The sequence below is a fragment of the Mycobacterium numidiamassiliense genome (genome assembly GCF_900157365.1).
GTDB classification, from domain to species: domain Bacteria; phylum Actinomycetota; class Actinomycetes; order Mycobacteriales; family Mycobacteriaceae; genus Mycobacterium; species Mycobacterium numidiamassiliense.
The window spans coordinates 1,861,640-1,882,081 of the sequence record NZ_FUEZ01000004.1; the positions used below are offsets into that span (position 1 = coordinate 1,861,640).

Here is a 20,442-nt window from a genome sequence, read left to right on the forward strand (position 1 = left end):
ATCGAGGAGACAACGTTGCGGGTAGGGCCGTTAACCGTAGGCACGCTGTTCGATTGGGAACCCACCCCGGGTAACACCGTCTGTTGGCAACCGACGCCGGCCGCACGCGACAAGGCGGCACAGGCGCCGGTGAGTTCGGTGCCGGTCAGCTACATGCAGGCGCAACACATTCGCGGCTATGTCGAGCAGAAGGCAAAGGGGCTCGACTACTCGCGGCTGATGATCATCAGCAGCGACCAACCGGGTCAGTGCGATATCCGCGCGGTCAATTACATTGTCAACGCGCACCTTCGGCGGCACGACACCTACCGCAGCTGGTTCGAGTACACCGACGACGACCGGATCGTCCGGCGGACCATGCAGGACACCGCGGACATCGAATTCGTGCCTGTCAAACATGGCGAGCTGACGGTCAACGACATTCGGGACCTCGCGGTGAACACGCCGGATCCGTTGCAGTGGGGCTGCTTTCAGTTCGGAGTCATCCAGAGCGAGGACCACTTCACCTTCTTCGCCAGCGTCGACCATGTGCATGTGGACGCCATGATCGTCGGCGTGACGCTCATGGAGTTCCACATGATGTACGGCTCGCTGGTGGGCGGGGGAGCGCCGCTGGAGTTGCCGGAGGCGGGCAGCTATGACGACTTCTGCATCCGGCAGCGACAGTTCACCGATGCGCTCACCGCGCAGTCCCCGCAGATTCGCGCGTGGACGGAGTTCGCCCAGGGCAATGACGGCAGCTTGCCCGAGTTCGCCCTGCCGCTCGGTGACCCGTCGAGGCCCAGCCGGGCCGACATCGTCACCATGCGGATGCTGGACGAGCAGCAGACGGCGCGGTTCGAGTCGGCCTGCACCGAGGCCGGTGCCCGCTTCATCGGTGGCGTGCTGGCCTGCTGCGGCCTGGCCGAACACGAATTGACCGGAGCGCAAACCTATTACGGGCTCACACCGCGCGACACCCGTAAAACCGTGGCCGATGCGCTGACCCAGGGCTGGTTCACCGGCCTGATCCCGATCACCGTGCCCATCGCCGACACGTCGTTCGAGGATGCCGCGCGCGCCGCGCAGCTGTCCTTCGACACCGACGTGCAGCTGGCCGAGGTCCCCTACGACCGCGTGATCGAGCTGGCGCCGGCGCTGCACAAGCCGCGGCCGAACTTCCCGGTGATCAACTTCCTCGACGCGGGCACCGCCCCGCTGTCGGTGTTGCTCACCGCCGAATTGGACGGACTCAATATCGGCGTCTACAGCGACGGTCGTTACTCGTATCAGATGTCGATCTACGTGATCCGGGTCGAGCAGGAAACCGCGGTGACGGTGATGTTCCCGGACAATCCGGAGGCGGAGAAATCGGTGGCGCGCTACCTGGACGCGTTGAAGTCCGTGTTCGAGCGCGTCGCCGAGAGTGGCCATTGGCGGAATGTCGCCTGACCCAGAGCACCACACGCGACCGGAGGTGAGCTCATCTTCGGTCGGCTAGGCGAGCTGGTATCGCGGCGGCCGTGGATTGTGATCGGGTGCTGGATAGCACTTGCGCTGGTGCTGCCCCTGACGGTGCCGTCGTTGACGGAGATGTCGCAGCGACATCCCGTCGCCATCCTGCCTGCCGACGCACCGTCGGCGGTGACCGCGAAAAAGATCACCCAGGCGTTCGGTCAGGCCGGGTCGGAAAACGTGCTGATCGTGCTGTTGACCGACGACAAGGGGCTGGGGCCGGCCGACGAGAACGTCTATCGCGGCCTGGTGGATCGCCTGCACCGCGACACCAGAGACGTGGTGATGCTGCAGGACTTCCTCAGTACCCCGCCGCTGCATGACGTGCTGGCCAGCAAGGACGGCAAGGCGTGGATCCTGCCGGTCGGGCTTTCCGGCGAGTTGGGCACACCCGGGTCCTACCGCGCCTATACCAACGTCGTCGGCATGGTCAACGACACCCTGAAACGGAACAACGGCGCACCCGCCCTCAAGGCCACCATCACCGGGCCCGCCGCCACCGTCGCTGATTTGACCGACGCGGGGGCCCACGATCGGGTGTCGATCGAACTGGCGATCACGATCTTGTTGCTGGTCATTCTGGCTGTCATCTATCGCAACCCGGTCACCATGCTGTTGCCGCTCATCACCATTGGCGCCTCCTTGGTGGTCGCACAGGCGGTGGTTGCCGGTGTCTCGGCGCTGACCGGGATGCCGGTCTCCAACCAGACGATCGTCTTGTTGTCCGCGATGATCGCCGGGGCAGGAACGGATTACGCCGTCTTCTTCATCAGCCGGTATCACGACTACGTTCGCCGGGACTCCGCGCCGGATGAGGATCCGAGCCGAGCGGTCCAGCGGGCGCTGGCTTCGATCGGCAAGGTGATCGCCGCGTCCGCCGCAACGGTCGGAATCACGTTCCTCGGCATGGGTTTCGCCGATCTCGGCCTGTTCTCCACGGTCGGCCCCGCTCTGGCGATCGCGATCGGTGTGGCGTTCCTGGCCGCGGTCACCCTGCTGCCCGCCGTCCTGATGGTGGCCGCCCCGCGCGGCTGGGTGACGCAACCCCGCGAACGCACCGCCGTCTTCTGGCGGCGAGCCGGGGTCCGCATCGTGCGCCGGCCCGCCCGCTATCTGGCCGCCAGCCTGGTGGTGCTGATCGCCCTGGCCAGTTGCACCGCGCTCGTCCGCTTCAACTACGACGACCGCAAGCAGCTGCCGGCCTCCGAGGGGAGTTCCCTCGGATACGTCGCGCTGGAGCACCATTTCCCGGTGAATCAGACGATCCCGGAATACTTGTTCATCCAATCCCCGCACGACCTGCGCACCCCGCAAGCCCTTGCCGACCTCGAGCAGATGGCACAACGGATCAGCCAGATTCCGGGCGTCGCCGCGGTGCGCGGCGTTACCCGGCCCACCGGAGAATCGCTGGAGCTGGCCAGGGCGACGTATCAAGCCGGGCAGGTCGGCAAGGAGCTGGGCGCGGGGGCGGACCAAATCGCCGACCGCACAAGTGATCTCAACCGGCTGTCCTCGGGCGCGGGCCTGCTGGCCGACAAGCTCGGTGACGTGCGGACCCAAGTGAGCCAGGCCATCGGCGGCATCAGCAGCCTGGTCGATGCGCTCGCGTCGGTCCAGGCCATGTTCGGGGGCGCGCGGACCCTCGGCGAAATCGACACTGCCGCAAGGCTTGTCAGCAACATACGGGCGCTCGGCGACATGATGCAGATCAACTTCTCGGGCGTCATTAACAACTTCGAGTGGGTCGACGCCGTGGTCGCCGCCCTGGACGCCAGCCCGATCTGCGACGCCAATCCGCTGTGCGGTTCCGCGCGTGCCCAGTTCCACAGGCTGATCACCGCGCGCGACGACGGAACCCTGAGCAAGATTTCCGACTTGTTCCGGCAACTGCAAACGGCGCAGTCGTCCCAGACGCTGGCCGCGACGGTGAACGGTATGAGCCGAACGCTGCAGGGCGCCGCCTCCTCCCTGCACGACCTGGGACTGGACAACCCGGGTGCCGCTCGGTCGAAGATCGCCATGGTGCAAAAGGGCGCGAACGACCTCGCCAGCGCGGGGCGTCAGGTCGCCGACGGCGTGCAGATTCTGGTCGACCAGGTCAAACGGATGGGTGTGGGTCTGGGCCGAGCGTCAGACTTTCTGATGGGCATGGGGCAGGACGCCTCGCAGCCGTCGATGGCGGGCTTCAACATCCCGGCCGGGGTACTGAAGACCGAGGACTTCAAAAAGCTTGCCCAGTCGTTCATCTCGCCGGATGGTCACTCGGTGCGGTACTTCATACAGACCGGCCTCGACCCGTTCAGCACCGCCGCTATGAATCAGGTCAACACGATCCTTGACATCGCGAAAGGCGCGCAGCCGAATACGACGTTGTCCGACGCTTCGGTGTCGATCTCGGGATACCCGGTCACCCTGCGAGACACCCGGGACTACTACGACCATGACATTCTGCTCATCGTCGTCGTGACCATCGTCGTCGTGCTGTTGATCCTCATCGCGTTGCTGCGCGCCATCGTGGCGCCACTGTACCTGGTCGGATCGGTGATCCTGTCGTGCCTGTCCGCGGTCGGCATCGGTGTGTTGACGTTCCAGGTGATATTGGGTCAGGAATTGCATTGGAGCGTACCCGGATTGGCGTTCGTCGTGTTGGTCGCGGTGGGCGCGGACTACAACATGCTGCTCGCCTCGCGGTTGCGTGAGGAGGCACCGTTCGGAGTGCGCAGCGGAGTGATTCGCACCGTGCGTTCCACCGGAGGAGTCATCACGGCGGCAGGCCTGATCTTCGCCGCCTCGATGTTCGGACTGCTGTTCTCCAGCATCGGCGCCGTCGTGCAGTCCGGCTTCGTGATCGGGGTGGGAATCCTGGTCGACACCTTCGTGGTGCGCACGATCACGGTGCCCGCCATCGCCGCCTTGTTACCCCGGGCGAGCTGGTGGCCCGCCCGGCCGTGGGAGCAGCCGCCCGCAGACGAGCCAGCCATGCGTAAGGCGAAGAGGCAAAACGTGTTCGACGCGGTAGCCGAGGGAACGCCCGAAGGGTGAAAACTTAGCCGGGCGGTGGCGGAAGGATCGCGCGAAGCTGCGCGAAACCGTTCTCGATGGAGTCGCGGGTGGCCGGATCCAGGATGCCCACCGGGTCCATGCCATTCGGCTCCACCGTGGTCGGCCGGTTGAGCACATTGTCGTTGCGCGAGTAGCCCGCATCGATCTGCGGCTTCAAGACCGCGTCGATCTGGTCAACCAGTCCATCGGACCAGCCCAGGTAGCGCAGCGGCAACGTCAACGGAAGATGGTTCACCGGAACCAGATATGTCGTGGTCTTGGCGCCACGCGAATTGACTTCTGTTCTGATGTTCTCCGGGGGCACATCGCCGGGACCGGTGAACGCGGCCGGGGTGTGCACAATCGCCGACCCGATGAATGCGTTGGCGTCGGCCAACATATTGTCCGGCCGGTCCGGGAAGTCGGCCAGGCCGTCGTAGGAGGCGATGACCCGGTTGGTGTCGTATTGGCTTTCCACCGGCCGGGGCACGGTGTAGTCGATGAACGGAACGTAGTCGCCCGGTTTGAAGATGCCGGCCAAGAAGCTGGAACCGAACGCGTGTGTTCCCATCGGATCACCAATTGTGGTGAACTGCAGCTTGTCTGGTGGAGGTGCGTTCGGGTCGTTGGCCAACCGCACCTGTTCCTGGTCCAGGGCCAGCGTGCCCTGCGACAAACCGACCGCCGCGGCCGGTTCGGTTCCGTGCCGCACGGCCCGGTCCAGACTGTTCGTGGCCTGGTCGGCGGCCTGGCCGATGGTCACGTTGTCGCGCGGCCCCGGAAACAGCGCCTGCGGCACCCAGCTGAACGGGGCGCCCGCGGGGTAGTCGATGAGGTCGCGCTTGGCGTTCGGGAAGTACTCGGACCCGGCCCGGTTCGTGTAGTCGCGCCAGGGGATGCCCGGTGCCCGCGCCCCGCCAAGGGCGTAAACGACTTTCGCGTTCGCGTCATCGCCGATCGGGGACGGCGGCACAGGCATCCAGGGCATTCCGGGGTCAGCGGTCGCGGCAGTGATGCCAAGGCCGCCGACCGATCCCACGAGTACGGTGGCAAGCGTTCCGGCGAGTAGCCGTTTCATCTTTTTCTCCCCCGGGTTTCCGCCTCCACAGTACCCGCCCTAGTGGCTTGTTGATCCGACCACGAGCAGGACACAGCCGGCCGTGGCCAGCAGGCAGGCCACTTCGATGCGGCGCCGCGACCGGATCCAGTTGTGCAACGCGATCATCGACGTCCGCGTCTGCTCGGGCGCCAGCACGTATGCGAGCAGGGGGATCTCCACGAGCGCGAACGCCACGAGATGGAAGATGACCAGCGCACCGACCTGAGTCAGCGCCGCCGTGCCCGATGCGACGATGACGGCCAGCACGGCCAGATAGTCCACGGACGGCAGCGCAATCCCCAGACCGGCCATTCCGGCCACCCACAGCGAACGGCCGTGCAGCAAGCGTCGCGCCCGCGCCGAAAGCCTCTCCAGCCCGATCGCCTTCCGGCGTCCGCCTCGTCCCTTGGTCGCGACCTGGACGGCCAGAACGGCCGCCGTGATCAGTGCCAGCGCACCGAGCAGCATCTGCAGCCCCGGCAAGCTGACATGTGAGGCATTCGGCAGCTTGCGCTGCACCACGAACAGCACAACCAGTCCCACGCTCATGCCCATCGCGAAACCGCCGCAGAGGAACGCGAGGAGTTGCAGCATCGGCCTGGGCCGATTCAGCATCAGCACCGTCATCCCGATGCGGAACGGTTCGAGGCTGATGGCGACGGCCATGACCAGGAGGGTGATCCACATGGCGAGCGCTACGTTACCGTCCGCCCCGGATGGCCGCGCTAGGCGCTTACGCCCCAATGCAATACGCGCGAGGTGAGCAGCACGATGCCCAGCGAAACCGAGGCCACGACAGTGAGCCCGATCACAGAGACGACCAGCGGGCGCCACCCGGTGCGTGCGATTTGGCGAATATCGGTGTTGAGCCCGACACCGGCGAAAGTCAGCAGAAACGCCCATTTCGAGACGTTGGCGAGGTTGGCGGTTTGCCCCTTGCTCAACCAGTGCGCGGTGGCGATCGCCGACACCGCCAAGAAGCCCAGCACGAACTTCGGGAACTTGGCCCAGACGAACGCGGCCTTGGCTTTTGCGCCGGGCGCGATCGCGTCGGCCTGCCCGCGTCCGGCCCAGTACAGCGCGAAACCCAGGACGACGAACCCGATCAGCGCATTGCGGGTGGACTTGACCAGGACGGCGATCTTTCCGGCGTGGTCGGAGAACAGGTAGCCGGTGGCGGTGGTTTCGGCGGTGTTGTCGACCGCCAGGCCCGCCCATAGGCCGAACTCGCGGTCAGTCAGGCCGATCGCGTGCCCCAACGGCGGCAACAGGAACAGCGCGACGGCGCCCAGGGCCAGGATCGCCGCGATGGCGTAGCCGACGTCGGAGTTGCGCGCGCGGATGGCGCCTTTGGCGGCCACGATGGCTGACACGCCACAGATCGACGTGCCGATCGCCAGCAACGAGCCCAGCTTGCCGGACAGACCGAATGCGCGCGCGACGAGGATGATGACGGTCCCCGCGATCACCATGTCCAGCAGAATCTGCACCAGGCTAAGCGCGCCGAGTTTGACGATGTCGCCGAGCACGAACCGTGCGCCCAGCACCACGATGCCGACCTTGAGCCAAAACTCGTAGGTCTGCACGCCCGCCCGAAAAATCCGATGCAGACCGATGGTGTTGGTGATGAGGAGCCCAATCACGATGGCCCACAACACATATTCGATGTCGGGCACCCGCCAGTGTTCGTGCTTGGCCAGTGCATTCCACCAGATCTGGGCATATTTGCCCAGCAGCCCGACCACGATCAGCAACAGAACGCCCGGCACGTAGTCCAGCGGCTGCCTGCTGGTGAAGGTCGGCTCGTCCAGCGCTTCGTCGGCCTCGATCTCCGTGGTGCTCATGCGATCACCACGGAATCCTCGGCAGTACGTTGGCCACCGCCAACGCGACAATCACGCCGGCGACCAGGGTCGCCCACCAGTCCAGCGATATCGAGCCGGCTCGCTCTCGCCAATCACTCACGCACGCATAGTGGCGTGCGCAGCCCCGCAGACCAAGTGATTAGATCGCCCTGAATCTAGGTTGAGCTGCGTCTTATCCGGTGGACGGCCATCGCGGCACCATCGGCGGGCGATCCAGAAATCGGTTATCCGGCAGGGCGGCATACATTGTCGGGCGCTGGGCCAGCGTCGCAGGCGCGATTCCCGGCGTGCCGGCCGCGGACTGCGCCGGGGTGCTGATCGGGCTCGTCGCCAACGCGGGTTGCACGGGAGTTGGCGGTGGTGCGGTCGCGGCCCAGGCGGGCGGCGCCGACAAATGCCCGATCGATGCCGCCTGTCCCAGCCCGGCCGACATCGAGGTCCCGGTTCCGCCGAGCCCCGAGAGTCCTTGCGCACCAGCACTGTACGACGACGTCAACGTCGCGAAGTTGCTCAGCGCCCCGTCACCGACGATGCTGCTCGCGCCGCTGCCCCCGAGCGTCGATGCTGTGCAGGCCGTGACGATCTGGGACGGGTTGAAGGCTCCGGTCGAGCTCACCGTGTTCCAGAAGTTGGCGTTCGGATCCCAGATGGACGAGCTGGATGTCGTGGTGGCCGCCGGCGTGGACAGGCTCTGCAAGGCCGCGGGAACCGAGTTCGTGGCTTGCGACAAGCTCGCCTGGGTTTCGGTCGTTGCCGACGAGCCCGCGGCCTGGCTGACCGCGGCGGCCTGTTCCGTCTGTCCTTGAGAGTTGGTCGTTTGCGGCGGCGGGTCGAACGACGGCAGCTGGGTGGCCGCCGCCGACTGGCCGGCGTAGCCATACATCGCGGCGGCGTCTTGTGCCCACATCTCGCCGTACTGGGCTTCGGTCGCGGCGATCGCCGAGGCGTTCTGCCCGAATGTGTTGGTCGCGATCAGCGTCGCCAGAGTGGTGCGGTTGGCCGCGATCACCGGGGGCGGGACGGTCAACGCGAACGCCGCCTCGTAAGCCGCCGCGGCGGCCGACGCTTGTTCTGCGGTCCGCTCTGCCTGTGCGGCAGTGGTATTCATCCACACGACGTACGGTGTGGCCGCGGCCGCCATGGCCGACGACGCGGCCCCCCGCCAGCCCTGGCTGGCCAGGCCCGACACGGCCGATCCGTAAGATGCCGCGTGCGAGCGCAATTCGCTCGCCAGATCGCTCCAGTTGGCCGCGGCACTCAACATCGATGCCGATCCCGGGCCGGAATACATTTTCCCGGAATTGATTTCCGGGGGAAGCGCACCGAAGTCAAGCATCGCGGTCACTGCGAGCGCTCCGTTCTCCATGGTGTTCCCGGCTGTCTGGTGGCGATCACCATCGGTCTTTCTCCTTGCGAGGGGCGGAATGAACCGCGTGTGTGCGCATGCCAATGCGTGCGAAATCCGCGCGTGCCAACGACGCGCGTTCAATATGGATTTACGAAGCGGCAGTGGCCGATTCAGAGCGTGGAAAGGATGCGGGACCGCGGGCCCGCGACCGATCTCGGGGGGCGACTATCACCAGGACTTGACGTCGCTACCACCTCCTCGCGGCCAAGGCGCGCAGGGGCGCCGATCCGATCGCACGAAGGAGTGTGACTGCCCGACAAGCTAATCGGGCACCGCACCCCTCTCGTCAGAGCTTTGGCACTACACGGCGTATCCGGAATCTCATCCGGAAGCCACTTGGGCTCAACCCTTGTGCCGGGAAGAGCTGTCCTGACCCGTGGCGTCTTTCGACGTTCAAGGTCAGTGGCCTGTATCCATGCAGACGCCTCACCTAGCGAGGTGCATACCCGGCAATGCTGACACCGATGCGGCGGGTCGTCAACCGCATACCAGATTACGAAACCTGTTGGTTACGTTACGGTGTGCCTAGGTTGCGCGTGGACTGCGCTCGTCGAGTAGCGCAATCACCTGAGCGACGAGATCGTCGATGTCGGCGCCGGTGGTGTCGACGACCAGATCGGCGGCCTCGGGTGGCTCATAGGGCGCGTCTACGCCGGTGAGGCCTTTCAGCTCGCCCTTGCGCGCCCGCGCGTACAGGCCCTTGGGATCGCGGCGTTCGCATTCGGCCAGGGAGGTGGCGACGTGGACCTCGATGAACGGCAGCTTGGCGGCGTCGTTGAGGGCACGGGGCGTCTCGCGGTCCGACCGCAGCGGAGACACCAGCGAGGCCAGCGCGACCACGCCGGCATCGGCCAGCAGCCGAGTCAAATGCCCGACACGCCTGATGTTTTCGGTGCGATCGCCAGGGGAGAAGCCCAGGTCGTCGGAGAGGCCGTGGCGTAGGTTGTCGCCGTCGAGCAGGTAGGCCACCCGCCCCGATTCGACGAGGGCCCGCTCGACGGCGACCGCGATCGTCGACTTGCCGGACGCGGGCAGGCCGGTGAACCAGATGGTCGCGCCGGCCTGTCCGGTGGTGCGCCACCGGTGGCCGCGGTCCAGCGCCGAGGGATGCCAGCGGATATCGGTGCGGGAGTGGGTGCCCGGCTTGATCTCGCGCGCCTCGATGATGGTGCCCGCGCCGACGGTGTCGTTGGTGGTCTCGTCGATCAGAATGAACGCGCCGCTGTCCCGGTTGTCGGTGTAAGGGTCGGCGATGACGACCGAGCTGGTGCGCAGCGTCACCGTGCCGATGTCGTTGAGCGTCAGCTCGACTGGCTGATCGAGTTCGTCGAGCGTCTCGGGATCCAGGCGCGAATGCAGCTCCTGCACGGTCGCGCGAACGGTCTTGGTCGTTTGTTTCAGGGCCACCCGGTCGCCGGCCCGCAGCGGGGAGTCGACGAACCAGCACACGGTGGCGTGCAACTCGCGGGCCAGCACCGGCAGGGTGGCGTCTTCGGCTCCGCTGACCAGGACATCGCCGCGACCCACGTCGATGTCGTCGGCCAGTTCGATCGAAACCGACAGCGGCGCAACCCCTGTGGCGCGGTCGTCGTCGAGCGTGTCCAGTGCGGTCACCGTCGAGCGGGTACCGGCGGGCAGCGATACCACAGGATCGCCGACGGACAGCGTTCCGGCCGCCAGGCGCCCCGTGTAGCGGCGGCGCACATCGGCGATCGGCCGCGACACCCATTGCACCGGCAGTCGCAGCCGCGACGGCTCGGCCTGCGGCGCGGCCAGTTCGATGCTCTCCAGGTACTCCAGCAGGGTGGGGCCGCTGTACCACGGCGTCCGGTCGGAGCGGTGCACCACGTTGTCGCCGTGCTTGGCCGCGAGCGGGATCACGGTGATGTCCACCTCGCCCAGGCGTGCGGCCAGTTGCCGCAGCTGGTCGGAGACCTCGGCGAAGCCGGCCTGGTCGAAGTCGATCAGGTCGATTTTGTTCACGGCCGCGACAAAGTGCTTGATGCCCAGAAGTTTTGCGATCCTGGCGTGCCGGCGGGTCTGCCGCAGCACCCCGGCGCGCGCGTCGACCAGCAGGATGGCCACGTGTGCGTTGGAGGCGCCGGTGAACATGTTGCGGGTGTAACGCTCGTGTCCCGGGGTGTCGGCCAGGATGTAGCTGCGGGTGGCGGTGGAAAAGAAGCGGTACGCGACGTCGATCGTGATGCCCTGTTCGCGTTCGGCGCGCAGACCGTCCGATAGTGCCGCCAGATCGGCGACACCCTCTTCGTCGGTGACGGCCTCCAGGTGGTCCAGCGGCAGGCTGTCGGTGTCGTGCAGCAGCCGCCCGATCAGGGTGCTCTTGCCGTCGTCCACCGAACCGGCGGTGGCGATGCGCAGCAGCTGACGGGTTATGTCCTTGGCCGGCAAGGCTTTTTCGGCGGCCTTCTCGGTGCTGGTCATCAGAAGTAGCCCTCTCGCTTGCGGTCTTCCATGGCGGCGGCCGAGGTTCGGTCATCGGCGCGGGTCTCGCCGCGCTCGGACACCGTGGCCGCGGAAATCTCGGTGATCACCCCGGCGATGTCGGTGGCCCGCGACCGGACCGCCCCGGTGATGGTCAGGTCGCCCACCGTGCGATAGCGCACCCACTCCGTCGCCGCGGTCTCCCCGTTGTGCGGCGTGGCGTATTCCGAGACGGCCAGCAGGATGCCGTCGCGCTCGAAAACGTCGCGCTCGTGCGCGTAGTAAATCGACGGTATTTCAAGGTCTTCCAGCTCGATGTAGCGCCAGACGTCGAGCTCGGTCCAGTTGCTGAGCGGGAACACCCGGACCTGCTCACCCTTCTTGATGCGGCCGTTGTACAGCGACCACGGCTCGGGGCGCTGAGCGCGTGGGTCCCACTGACCGAACTCGTCGCGGAAGCTCAGGATGCGCTCCTTGGCGCGGGCGCGCTCCTCGTCGCGGCGCGCACCGCCGAACGCCGCGTCGAAGCCGTCGGCTTCCAGCGCGTCGAGCAGCGTGCGGGTCTGTGCCCGGTTGCGCGAGGCCCCGGGACCGGGGTCGGGAACCCGGCCCTTGTCGATCGACTCTTGCACCGACGCGACGATCAGCTTGTGCCCTTCGCCGGTGACCCGGCGGTCGCGGAACTCGATCACCTCGTCGAAGTTGTGGCCGGTGTCGACGTGCAAGACCGGAAATGGCAGCGGCAGCGGTCGAAACGCCTTCTCCGCCAGGCGAAGCAGCACGATTGAATCCTTGCCCGCCGAAAACAGCAGCACCGGCCGTTCCAGCTCGGCGACCACCTCGCGGATGATATGCACCGCTTCGGCTTCCAGCAGCCGCAGTTCGTCGACGCGCCGTTCCTCGGTCACCGTCATAGTGGTAGCCCCTCTCGTTCGGCATCGGCCCGGTATCGGTCCACCCAAACGTCGGAACGTTTGTCGGCCTGACGCTCCAGCACCGGCTCGGGCGCCAGGTTGGGGTCGAGCCCCAGTGACTCGAGGATGGAGCCCACCACCGTGGTGAGATTTCGCCACAACACCGGATACGGAATTTCCATCGGTTTGACGTCTTCTTCGGCGAACCAATTCCGCCAACCCTGCTCCTGGCCGCGCAGCATGGTGATGACGTGGGCGATCGCCCCCGCGTGATACGTGGCACGCGCGTCGCGGACCGGATCGGGCCTGCCGCGCCAGACCCGGGTTTGCACCGCCCGCCAGAACGACACCGCCTGCGACACCACGTCGGGCCGATAGACATAGACCAGCAGCGGGTCTTCACCGACGACATCGCGGATCGCGGACAGCAGGCCGGTGCCGGACCGATCGGGCAGGCCACTGGCCCGCTCCAGCAGCAGCGGCGTCTGGTTCCACATCAGCTTTCCGCCCCAGATGCCGTTGGGTGTTCTGCCGACGGTGCGGATGTAGTCGCGCCAGATCTCGGGCGGCGCGAGGTCCGGCTTCCCTTCGTCCAGCGGATCGAGCAGGCTCAGGATCGACTCGTCTTCTACGTCGGCGAACCACTCCCGCGGCTGCGGGGATTGGCTCGTGGTGGGCAGGTATTGGAAGAATTCCTGGGGCTCGCCGGCAACGCCGGTGGCCCGCAGCGACTCGACCAACAGGGTGCTGCCGCTGCGCTGTGACGCCAGCACCAAATACGACGACGGACTTTCGGTCACCACAGCAGACTAACCGGACGAAAATCCGCTGCAACCTGTGGATTTGCATTCACGGTGATCGTAAAGCGTGCGCATTCCGGGGGGCAGTGAGCGGTCGCTCGGACGCCGTGGCGGCTAGGGTGTTTCCCATGGTTCAGGTTGAGGTCCGACGCACGATCGCCGCTCCACCGGAACGGGTATTCGACTGGCTGACCGACCCGGTCAACCTGACCGCAGCGCCGTTGTTTCTCCGAGCCGGTTGGGTGAATGGCGTGTCGGGCCCCAGCGTCGGCGCGAGACGCGAGGTGATTGTGCTGGGGGCGTGGCTGCGCGAAGAGATCACCGGTTGGGACGCCCCGCGCAGCTATTCCTACCGCGTCATTCGCTCGGTTCCGCCGGCCAACCACGAGGGCGGGACCGTGACCGTGACGCCGTCGGGCGACGGCTCTGACGTCACCTGGGCAACCGGGTACACCGTTCCCGCGCTCGGCGGCGGCAAGCTCACCGAGGCCGTGACGTTGCCCATCTTCCGCTCCAGCTTCCGGGCGATTCTCGATGGCTGCGCAAAGGCGTTGGAGCGCTGAGGGTTTCAGCGCGATGAGCTGTCGCGCCTGACCCGGGCCGCCTGCTCCAGTAGGTCGGTGGTATGGCTGACGTTGGCGGCGGGATCGCTCATCGCGGCGGCGACCTCGCGGGCCCGCGAGGCGCATTGCGGGGTGAGGACCGAACGCAGATCGTCGGTCAGTGAATCCAGCGTGGAGTCTGAAAAGGCACGTCCAGAACCGACTTTCAGCCGGGTCACCACGTCTGCCCAGATCGGCTGGTCTTCGGCGGAGAACCAGAGGATCAACGCCGGTATTCCGGCCCGCATGCCGGCGGCCGTGGTGCCGGCACCCCCGTGGTGCACGATCGCGCGGCACGCCGGAAAGATGACCGAGTGGTTCACCGAGCTCGCAACCTTGACATGATCGAAATGCGGTATGTCGGTGGCGTGGTTCGGGCCCAGGCAGACCAGCCCGCGCTCGCCCAGCCGCGCGCACGCCGCGCTGATTACCGCGACCGTCTCGGCCGGCGACGGGACCTCCATGCTGCCGAAGCCGAAGTAGATCGGCGGCGTTCCGCGCGCTATCCACGACAAGACGTCCTCGTCGGCGTCCGTGGGCAGTTGCAGGGTCAGCGCGCCGACGACAGACCGCCGACTGTCGTCCTTCGCCCGCTCGGCCGCGAACTCGGGAAAAGGGAACACGTCGTAGGCATGGAGCTCCAGCGACGCCCGTCGCGTCGAGGTCTGGTGCACCTCCGGCAGGCCCAGTGCGCGGCGTTGGGCGTCTTCTGCTTCGTTCATGATGTGCTCAGTCAAGCCGTCAGGGCGCGCATCGGCCGCTGGGAAGAAGTGCAGCGTCACCATCGGAATGCCGTAGTGCTCAGCCACATTGGCACCCGTGCGCTCCAAGTACGGCAGCACCAGCAGCAGGTCGGCGCCATCGGCCAGCGTGCTGAGCGTCTCGGCCCAACCGATCATGGCCCGCCGGGAACGCTCCATCAGTTGGAGCCCTCCGTCGCCCATTGCCCACAACTCGGGCAGGTTGGAGACCGCCTCGAGGCCGATCGACTCCACGAAATCGACCATCATCGGGTCGACACCGAGGCGCGCCTCGTGTCCCCGGCGCACCAGCTCCCGGCCGAGGGCGGCCAGTGGCTCGACGTCCCCGCGACTGCCTCCATAGCCGGCCATGGCAACTCTCATCGGCGCAACCCTAACCCGATCGGGCCGTCACAGTCGACGAATTGAGTGGCACGCCGAAAAGCTCACGCTGCAAACCCACAACGGTCTCGCGCGAAAGTTTAGGCCGACCGCTCGAGTACCCGAAGCCCCAGTGAAAACAACAGCCGCACTTCGGGATCGGACAGTGAGGTCGACAACAGCTTTTCGATCCGGCGAATCCGGTAGCGAACCGTGTTGGGATGCACCTGTAAAAACATTGCGGCGGCCGCGATGTCACCGAAGGCGTCCAGATAGGCCCGCAGCGTCTCGGCCAGCATCGGATCCGCGGCGCTCAGGTCCCGTACTCGTGGATCGACCAGCCGCTCGTCGGTGCCCATCAAGGTGACGATCTCGTCGAGTAACACCGTGGTTCGTGCCTCGGCCGGCGAGGTCACCTGCCCGATCGAAATCGGGTGTCGCTCAGCGCTGTCGAGCACCCGGTCGACCTCGCCGCGCGCCGCGGCAATCCCGGCCAATCCCGCCACCGGTGTGGCAATGACCGCGCGCAGTCGCACACCGAGCTCGGTGCGCAACGCGCTGATGGTGCCGCGCACCCACGACGCGACCGACCGGGTCGTCGCGGTCTGTGGCAGCAGCACATAGATGCGCGAACCCTGCGCGGCGACCTGAGCGTCGCGCCGAAAAGCGCTGGCGCTCAACGCCAGCACATCGGTCAGCCGAGGGTGGCGAGGTCCGCTGTCCGCGCTGTCAAAGCCGATCAGCGCGGCATTGCTCTCGGCGGGCAGACCGAGTTCGCGGGCGATGCCGGCCACATCGACCGCCTCACCGTCGGTCAGGCCAAGCAGTTGTTGCACCCGCCGCGCGTGCGTCGACGGCCGCGCCGCCAACCGAAACATGATGCGGGCGGCCAACACTGCCGCGCCGCGCATCATGTCGTCGGCATCGTCGGCCAGGGGCGCCGACCCCTGTTGGACCCAGATGGTGCCGGCGAACACCGGTGGCCGCCGTGGGCCGGTCGACGGGTGGTAGATCCCGATGGCCAGGCGCGGGCGCAGGCCCAACTCCGGGCGCTCGGCGACCCGCACCACCTCGTTGTCGGCGCGCAGCGCGTCGAAGATGCCCCACTGGCCGATCCACTCCAGATGCTCGGGTGGGCCCGCCCGGCCCAGGATGGACAGCCGGCGCAGCTCGTCGGCTTCGTCGTTGGAGGCCGAATAGGCCAGCACCTGCGACTGGGCGTCCTCGATGCTGACCATCCCGTGGATGCGGTCGGCCAGCGACTGCGCCAAGCCGAACAGGTCGGTGCCCGAGTCGTCCACCGGGTCGCCCTGCCCGTGATGTTCCAGCACATGATTGACCAACTGGTACAGCCGTTCCCAGCGGGCCCGCGGCTCGACGGCCACCACCGCCGATCCGACCGCGACCGCCCTGGTCACCAGCGCCTGCGACGGCTCCTTGGCGAAGATCGCCACCGGCGCACGGTCACGCGCCTGCGTGGTAATCCACTCCAGCGCCTCGTCGTCGGTCACGCCCAGCAGAAAGAACACATCGGCGGACCCCGCGGCCGCCGCCATGCCCAGGCGGACGTCGTCGGAATCGATCAGCGCCGCCGACCCCACCGGAAGGTCCAGGCCCCGCGGGGCGTCGACCAGGCTGACCAGGGTCGCGTCCAGCGCGAGCAGCAACTGGCCCAGGCCGACACCAGGCATCCACATATTGTCTGATCGTACTACCTCGGGCGATATATCTTGTCTGATCATCCAACAGATCGGTGCTCGGCGGCGAGGACCCTGGGACTATGGACGCGATCACGCAGGTTCCCCTGCCGGCCAACGAGCCGGTCCACGACTACGCCCCGCACTCCCCGGAACGCACCCGGCTGCGCGCCGAACTGGCGGCGCTGGCCGACCATCCGATCGACCTCCCGCACGTCATCGGCGGTCGACACCGGATGGGCGACGGTGAGCGCATCGACGTCGTCGCGCCGCACCGGCACGCGGACACACTGGGCACGTTGACCAACGCCCTGCACGCCGACGCGACAGCGGCGATCGAGGCCGCAATGCGAGCTAAGAATGCCTGGGCCGCAATGCCTTTCGACGAGCGTGCCGCGATCTTCCTGCGCGCCGCCGACCTGCTGGCCGGTCCGTGGCGAGAGAAGATCGCCGCCGCAACGATGCTCGGTCAGTCCAAGTCCGTCTACCAGGCCGAGATCGACTCGCCGTGCGAGCAGATCGACTTCTGGCGATTCAACGTGGCCTTCGCCCGTCAGATCCTCGCGCAACAGCCGATCAGCGGCCCGGGGGAATGGAACCGCAGCGACTACCGCCCGCTGGACGGCTTCGTCTACGCGATCACCCCGTTCAACTTCACCTCCATCGCCGGCAATCTGCCGACGGCGCCCGCGCTGATGGGCAACACGGTGGTGTGGAAGCCGTCGATCACCCAGACGTTGTCGGCCTATCTGACCATGCAGCTGCTTGAGGCCGCCGGGTTGCCGCCCGGGGTGATCAATCTGGTCACCGGCGACGGACTCGCCGTGTCCGAGGTGGCACTGGCAGATCCGCGGCTGGCCGGGATTCACTTCACCGGATCGACGGCCACCTTCCAGCATTTGTGGCAGCAGGTGGGCACCAATATCGGCCGCTACCAAAGCTATCCACGGCTAGTCGGGGAGACGGGCGGCAAGGACTTCGTGGTCGCACACGCCTCGGCCCGCCCGGATGTGTTGTCCACCGCCCTGATTCGCGGGGCCTTCGACTACCAGGGCCAGAAGTGCTCGGCCGCGTCGCGCGCGTTCATTCCACATTCGGTGTGGCAGCGGATGGGAGACGACTTCCTGGGGGCGACCGCCGCACTGCGCTACGGCGACATCACCGATCTGACCAACTACGGCGGCGCGCTGATCGATGCGCGGGCGTTCGCCAAGAACGTCAACGCCATCGAACGGGCCAAGAGTGCGGCCGGGGTCACCATCGCGGTGGGCGGCGAATACGACGACAGCGTCGGCTATTTCGTGCGCCCCACGGTCCTGCTCTCCGATGATCCAACCGACGAGGCATTCGCGACCGAGTACTTCGGGCCGCTGCTGTCGGTGCATGTCTATCCCGACGACTCCTACGAGCGAATCCTCGACGTCATCGACACCGGATCCCGCTACGCGCTGACCGGTGCGGTGATCGCCGACGACCGCGAAGCCGTGCTGAGAGCGCAGGACCGGCTCCGGTTCGCCGCGGGAAACTTCTACGTCAACGACAAGCCGACCGGGGCCGTGGTCGGTCGCCAGCCGTTCGGGGGTTCGCGCGGCTCGGGCACCAACGACAAAGCCGGATCGGTGCTGAACCTGCTGCGCTGGACGTCGGCCCGCACCATCAAGGAGACCTTCGTCCCGGCAACCCAACACACCTACCCGCACATGGGATCCGACTGATGGCCGGCGTCTTCGCCAACACGCTGCGGCCGGCGATCATGGCGGCCAGCCGGCGCCAGGGACTGCGCCGGGCCGCCGAAGGGCTGCCGGTCACCCGCCGGGTGGTGCACCGCTTCGTGCCGGGGGAGACGATCGAGTCAGCACTCGATAGCGTTGCGGTCCTGCGCAATTCGAGTCGCTTCGTCAGCATCGATTACCTCGGGGAAGACGTGTCCAACGCCGGAGACGCCGATGCGGCCGTGCGCACCTACCTCGACCTGATCGAGAGACTGGGCCGCTGCGCCGATCCCGCCGGGCCCGGTGTGCGCCCGCTGGAAGTCTCGGTCAAGTTGTCTGCACTGGGGCAATCGCTGTCGCGCGACGGCGACAAGATCGCGCGCGAGAATGCCTGGGCGATTTGCGATGCCGCGCAGCGGGCGGGTGTATGGGTGACGGTCGACGCCGAAAACCACACCACGACCGATTCGACGCTGGGCATCGTCGGTGACCTGCGGACCGACTTCGGCTGGCTGGGCACGGTTTTGCAGGCTTACCTGCGGCGCACACTGGGCGACTGCGAGGAGTTCGCCGCGTCCGGGGCCCGGATCCGGCTGTGCAAGGGCGCCTACGACGAGCCGGCATCGGTGGCCTACCGGGACCCCGACGAGGTCACCGAGTCGTACCTGGCCTGCCTTCGGGCGCTGATGGCGGGCTCGGGCTATCCGATGGTGGCCTCGCACGACCCGGCGATCATCGGCGCGGTACCGGCTATGGTGTGCCAATCCGGGCGTAGCGCAGGCCAATTCGAATACCAGATGCTGTATGGCATTCGCGACGACGAACAGCGCCGGCTCGCCGCGGCCGGCAATCAGGTGCGCGTATACGTGCCCTTCGGCACCCAGTGGTACGGCTACTTCATGCGCCGGCTCGCCGAGCGCCCGGCCAATCTGACGTTCTTCCTGCGCGCGCTGGCCCAGCGCGGTCACTGAGCGCGTGCGCTCAGGGCGTCGAGTGTGCGCTGAGGGCGGGAAAATCGGCCGAATACCGCCGTGGCCGCACACTCGAAGCCGCCAGCGCACACTCGAAGCCGCCAGCGTATGCGCAGCGGCATTAGGCATTAGGCATTAGGCATTCACGAGGTTGGGCAGCCCTCACGGTTGGCGCCGCCAAGCGCTTTCGGCGCATTCTCGATAGCGGAGTGCAGCACGTCGAACACCTGCGGATCCCAGGTGAGTGCGGTCTTCCAGTCCAGCCCTGCTGCGTCGGAGACATAGATGCTGTGTGTGTCGTCGAAGGTGTGGCAGAGCCGATGCGGAAGTACCGGGTCAGTGATATCGACCGCCAGCGCACTGCGCAGCGCCACAATGCCGTCGTTGGGCCACACCATGGGGTTCACGGGTCCCGACTTCGTGAACTTTTTGCCGGCGATCAGGACCACCGGAATCTTGTCCAGCACACCGGACTGGAATTGATTCCAGCCATCCTTGCCCATCAAGTATGCCTGGTTGACCTCGCGACCGGAGCCAGACATCAGGCGCAGCACCTCGGCCTTGAAGCCCTTCATCGCGTTCTCGCAGAACTGGTCGCCCGCGCAGTCGGTCAGCGCAACAATGTCATTGGCGTAGTCCGATAGGTAGGAGCCTTGCCAGGGCGTCCCGATGGTAGTCAGCGAGCGGATACGCACTGGGGAGGTCGTGGTGGTCAACACGCGGATCGCCGCGCGTGAGTAGAGCCCACCCATGGAGTGGCCTACCAGATCGACCTCGTCGATCCCCTTCTCGGTATGCAGGTAGGTCAGGAACCGTGCCAGATGCTCGCCGGCAGTGTCGATGCTGCCGGTGGAGTTCACGGTCATGTTCTCCGGCAGGGTGACTGGGCAGACCCCGAACGAGCCGAAGCCGGTTTGGTCCACCACCTGCCCGCGCCCGGCCATCGCCGGTGAGGTGAAAACCTGGTAGCTCTGCTTGAGCAGATATTCGCGGAGCGCCGTGTCGGTGTTGCCCGCGGCCAGCCCGGTAGCGCACGCTTGGCTCGGGGTGGTGAACGGACTCGTCGCGTCGCCACCGGAGACGATCACCACCGCGTGTGACTGCGCACGCTTGTCGTCGGACCCGCCGCAGCCCACCACCATGGTCGTCGCCGCAACCGTGACCGCGGTGACGATCGCCAGCGTTCGTCGCATGACGCAGAATGCTAATGGACGACACCGGCGTGCTGAGCTTGTTCGCGCGCTGCGTCGTTAAGTGTGCACCCAGGACGGCCTC

Annotated in this window: 15 protein-coding genes and 1 riboswitch; of the genes, 5 read left to right on the forward strand and 10 right to left on the reverse strand. The window is 66.7% G+C overall.

Features of this window, described 5'->3' with window-relative positions:
- The first annotated feature begins 15 nt into the window (after positions 1-15).
- Together MNAB215_RS17525 and MNAB215_RS17530 are read left to right on the forward strand one after the other, a co-directional pair.
- Entirely contained in the window at positions 16-1,431 is a 1,416-nt protein-coding gene (locus tag MNAB215_RS17525; protein WP_077079958.1) for a condensation domain-containing protein, read from the forward strand.
- Between the two features lie 78 nt (positions 1,432-1,509).
- A complete protein-coding gene (locus MNAB215_RS17530; RefSeq protein ID WP_077079959.1) occupies positions 1,510-4,536 on the forward strand; it encodes an MMPL/RND family transporter in 3,027 nt (1,008 codons plus the stop codon).
- Positions 4,537-4,540: 4 nt separating this feature from the next.
- Here the strand turns inward: MNAB215_RS17530 and MNAB215_RS17535 are convergent, their stop codons facing one another.
- The 7 genes from MNAB215_RS17535 to stf0 form a co-directional block, all read right to left on the reverse strand.
- Entirely contained in the window at positions 4,541-5,614 is a 1,074-nt protein-coding gene (locus tag MNAB215_RS17535) for a PE-PPE domain-containing protein (RefSeq protein WP_077079960.1), read from the reverse strand.
- Positions 5,615-5,653: 39 nt separating this feature from the next.
- Entirely contained in the window at positions 5,654-6,322 is a 669-nt protein-coding gene (locus MNAB215_RS17540; RefSeq protein WP_077079961.1) for a GAP family protein, read from the reverse strand.
- Positions 6,323-6,360: 38 nt separating this feature from the next.
- On the reverse strand, positions 6,361-7,479 hold the full coding sequence (locus tag MNAB215_RS17545) for a YeiH family protein (RefSeq protein ID WP_077079962.1): 1,119 nt from the start codon (positions 7,477-7,479) through the stop codon (positions 6,361-6,363).
- Between the two features lie 193 nt (positions 7,480-7,672).
- The gene (locus MNAB215_RS17550; RefSeq protein ID WP_077082101.1) at positions 7,673-8,836 is read right to left on the reverse strand and encodes a PPE family protein; all 1,164 of its coding nucleotides are present in this window, start codon (positions 8,834-8,836) and stop codon (positions 7,673-7,675) included.
- A gap of 343 nt (positions 8,837-9,179) precedes the next feature.
- A riboswitch (M-box (ykoK) riboswitch) is annotated at positions 9,180-9,353 on the reverse strand.
- An 80-nt stretch (positions 9,354-9,433) separates the two neighbouring features.
- Positions 9,434-11,350 (reverse strand): adenylyl-sulfate kinase, encoded by a 1,917-nt coding sequence (cysC, locus tag MNAB215_RS17555; protein WP_077079963.1) that lies wholly within the window; start codon positions 11,348-11,350, stop codon positions 9,434-9,436.
- Positions 11,350-12,264, reverse strand: coding sequence for a sulfate adenylyltransferase subunit CysD (gene cysD, locus MNAB215_RS17560; protein ID WP_077079964.1), 915 nt, complete (start codon positions 12,262-12,264; stop codon positions 11,350-11,352). Before cysD ends, cysC begins: the two co-directional genes overlap by 1 nt.
- Positions 12,261-13,064, reverse strand: coding sequence for a trehalose 2-sulfotransferase (gene stf0, locus MNAB215_RS17565; protein WP_077082102.1), 804 nt, complete (start codon positions 13,062-13,064; stop codon positions 12,261-12,263). Before stf0 ends, cysD begins: the two co-directional genes overlap by 4 nt.
- A 128-nt stretch (positions 13,065-13,192) precedes the next feature.
- Here stf0 and MNAB215_RS17570 point away from each other — a divergent pair, with 128 nt between their 5' ends.
- The gene (locus tag MNAB215_RS17570) at positions 13,193-13,627 is read left to right on the forward strand and encodes an SRPBCC family protein (protein WP_077079965.1); all 435 of its coding nucleotides are present in this window, start codon (positions 13,193-13,195) and stop codon (positions 13,625-13,627) included.
- Between the two features lie 5 nt (positions 13,628-13,632).
- Here the strand turns inward: MNAB215_RS17570 and MNAB215_RS17575 are convergent, their stop codons facing one another.
- A complete protein-coding gene (locus tag MNAB215_RS17575) occupies positions 13,633-14,778 on the reverse strand; it encodes a glycosyltransferase (protein WP_425436542.1) in 1,146 nt (381 codons plus the stop codon).
- Between the two features lie 110 nt (positions 14,779-14,888).
- Entirely contained in the window at positions 14,889-16,484 is a 1,596-nt protein-coding gene (locus tag MNAB215_RS17580) for a PucR family transcriptional regulator (protein WP_108637651.1), read from the reverse strand.
- An 83-nt stretch (positions 16,485-16,567) separates the two neighbouring features.
- Between MNAB215_RS17580 and pruA the strand changes: the two genes are divergently transcribed.
- Entirely contained in the window at positions 16,568-18,199 is a 1,632-nt protein-coding gene (gene pruA / locus MNAB215_RS17585; RefSeq protein WP_077079967.1) for an L-glutamate gamma-semialdehyde dehydrogenase, read from the forward strand.
- A complete protein-coding gene (locus MNAB215_RS17590) occupies positions 18,199-19,167 on the forward strand; it encodes a proline dehydrogenase family protein (protein ID WP_077079968.1) in 969 nt (322 codons plus the stop codon). The genes pruA and MNAB215_RS17590 overlap by 1 nt, the downstream gene beginning before the upstream one ends.
- A 143-nt stretch (positions 19,168-19,310) precedes the next feature.
- Here MNAB215_RS17590 and MNAB215_RS17595 read toward each other — a convergent pair whose 3' ends face one another.
- The gene (locus MNAB215_RS17595) at positions 19,311-20,360 is read right to left on the reverse strand and encodes an alpha/beta fold hydrolase (RefSeq protein WP_077079969.1); all 1,050 of its coding nucleotides are present in this window, start codon (positions 20,358-20,360) and stop codon (positions 19,311-19,313) included.
- Positions 20,361-20,442 lie beyond the last annotated feature (82 nt).

What these genes read in the sequence shown, in the direction of transcription:
- MNAB215_RS17535 (WP_077079960.1), bottom strand. Translation starts at nt 5,614, where the DNA reads ATGAAACGGCTACTCGCCGGAACGCTTGCCACCGTACTCGTGGGATCG.
- MNAB215_RS17540 (WP_077079961.1), bottom strand. Translation starts at nt 6,322, where the DNA reads ATGTGGATCACCCTCCTGGTCATGGCCGTCGCCATCAGCCTCGAACCG.
- MNAB215_RS17545 (WP_077079962.1), bottom strand. Translation starts at nt 7,479, where the DNA reads ATGAGCACCACGGAGATCGAGGCCGACGAAGCGCTGGACGAGCCGACC.
- MNAB215_RS17550 (WP_077082101.1), bottom strand. Translation starts at nt 8,836, where the DNA reads ATGCTTGACTTCGGTGCGCTTCCCCCGGAAATCAATTCCGGGAAAATG.
- cysC (WP_077079963.1), bottom strand. Translation starts at nt 11,350, where the DNA reads ATGACCAGCACCGAGAAGGCCGCCGAAAAAGCCTTGCCGGCCAAGGAC.
- cysD (WP_077079964.1), bottom strand. Translation starts at nt 12,264, where the DNA reads ATGACGGTGACCGAGGAACGGCGCGTCGACGAACTGCGGCTGCTGGAA.
- MNAB215_RS17570 (WP_077079965.1), top strand. Translation starts at nt 13,193, where the DNA reads ATGGTTCAGGTTGAGGTCCGACGCACGATCGCCGCTCCACCGGAACGG.
- MNAB215_RS17575 (WP_425436542.1), bottom strand. Translation starts at nt 14,778, where the DNA reads ATGGCCGGCTATGGAGGCAGTCGCGGGGACGTCGAGCCACTGGCCGCC.
- MNAB215_RS17580 (WP_108637651.1), bottom strand. Translation starts at nt 16,484, where the DNA reads ATGTGGATGCCTGGTGTCGGCCTGGGCCAGTTGCTGCTCGCGCTGGAC.
- pruA (WP_077079967.1), top strand. Translation starts at nt 16,568, where the DNA reads ATGGACGCGATCACGCAGGTTCCCCTGCCGGCCAACGAGCCGGTCCAC.
- MNAB215_RS17590 (WP_077079968.1), top strand. Translation starts at nt 18,199, where the DNA reads ATGGCCGGCGTCTTCGCCAACACGCTGCGGCCGGCGATCATGGCGGCC.
- MNAB215_RS17595 (WP_077079969.1), bottom strand. Translation starts at nt 20,360, where the DNA reads ATGCGACGAACGCTGGCGATCGTCACCGCGGTCACGGTTGCGGCGACG.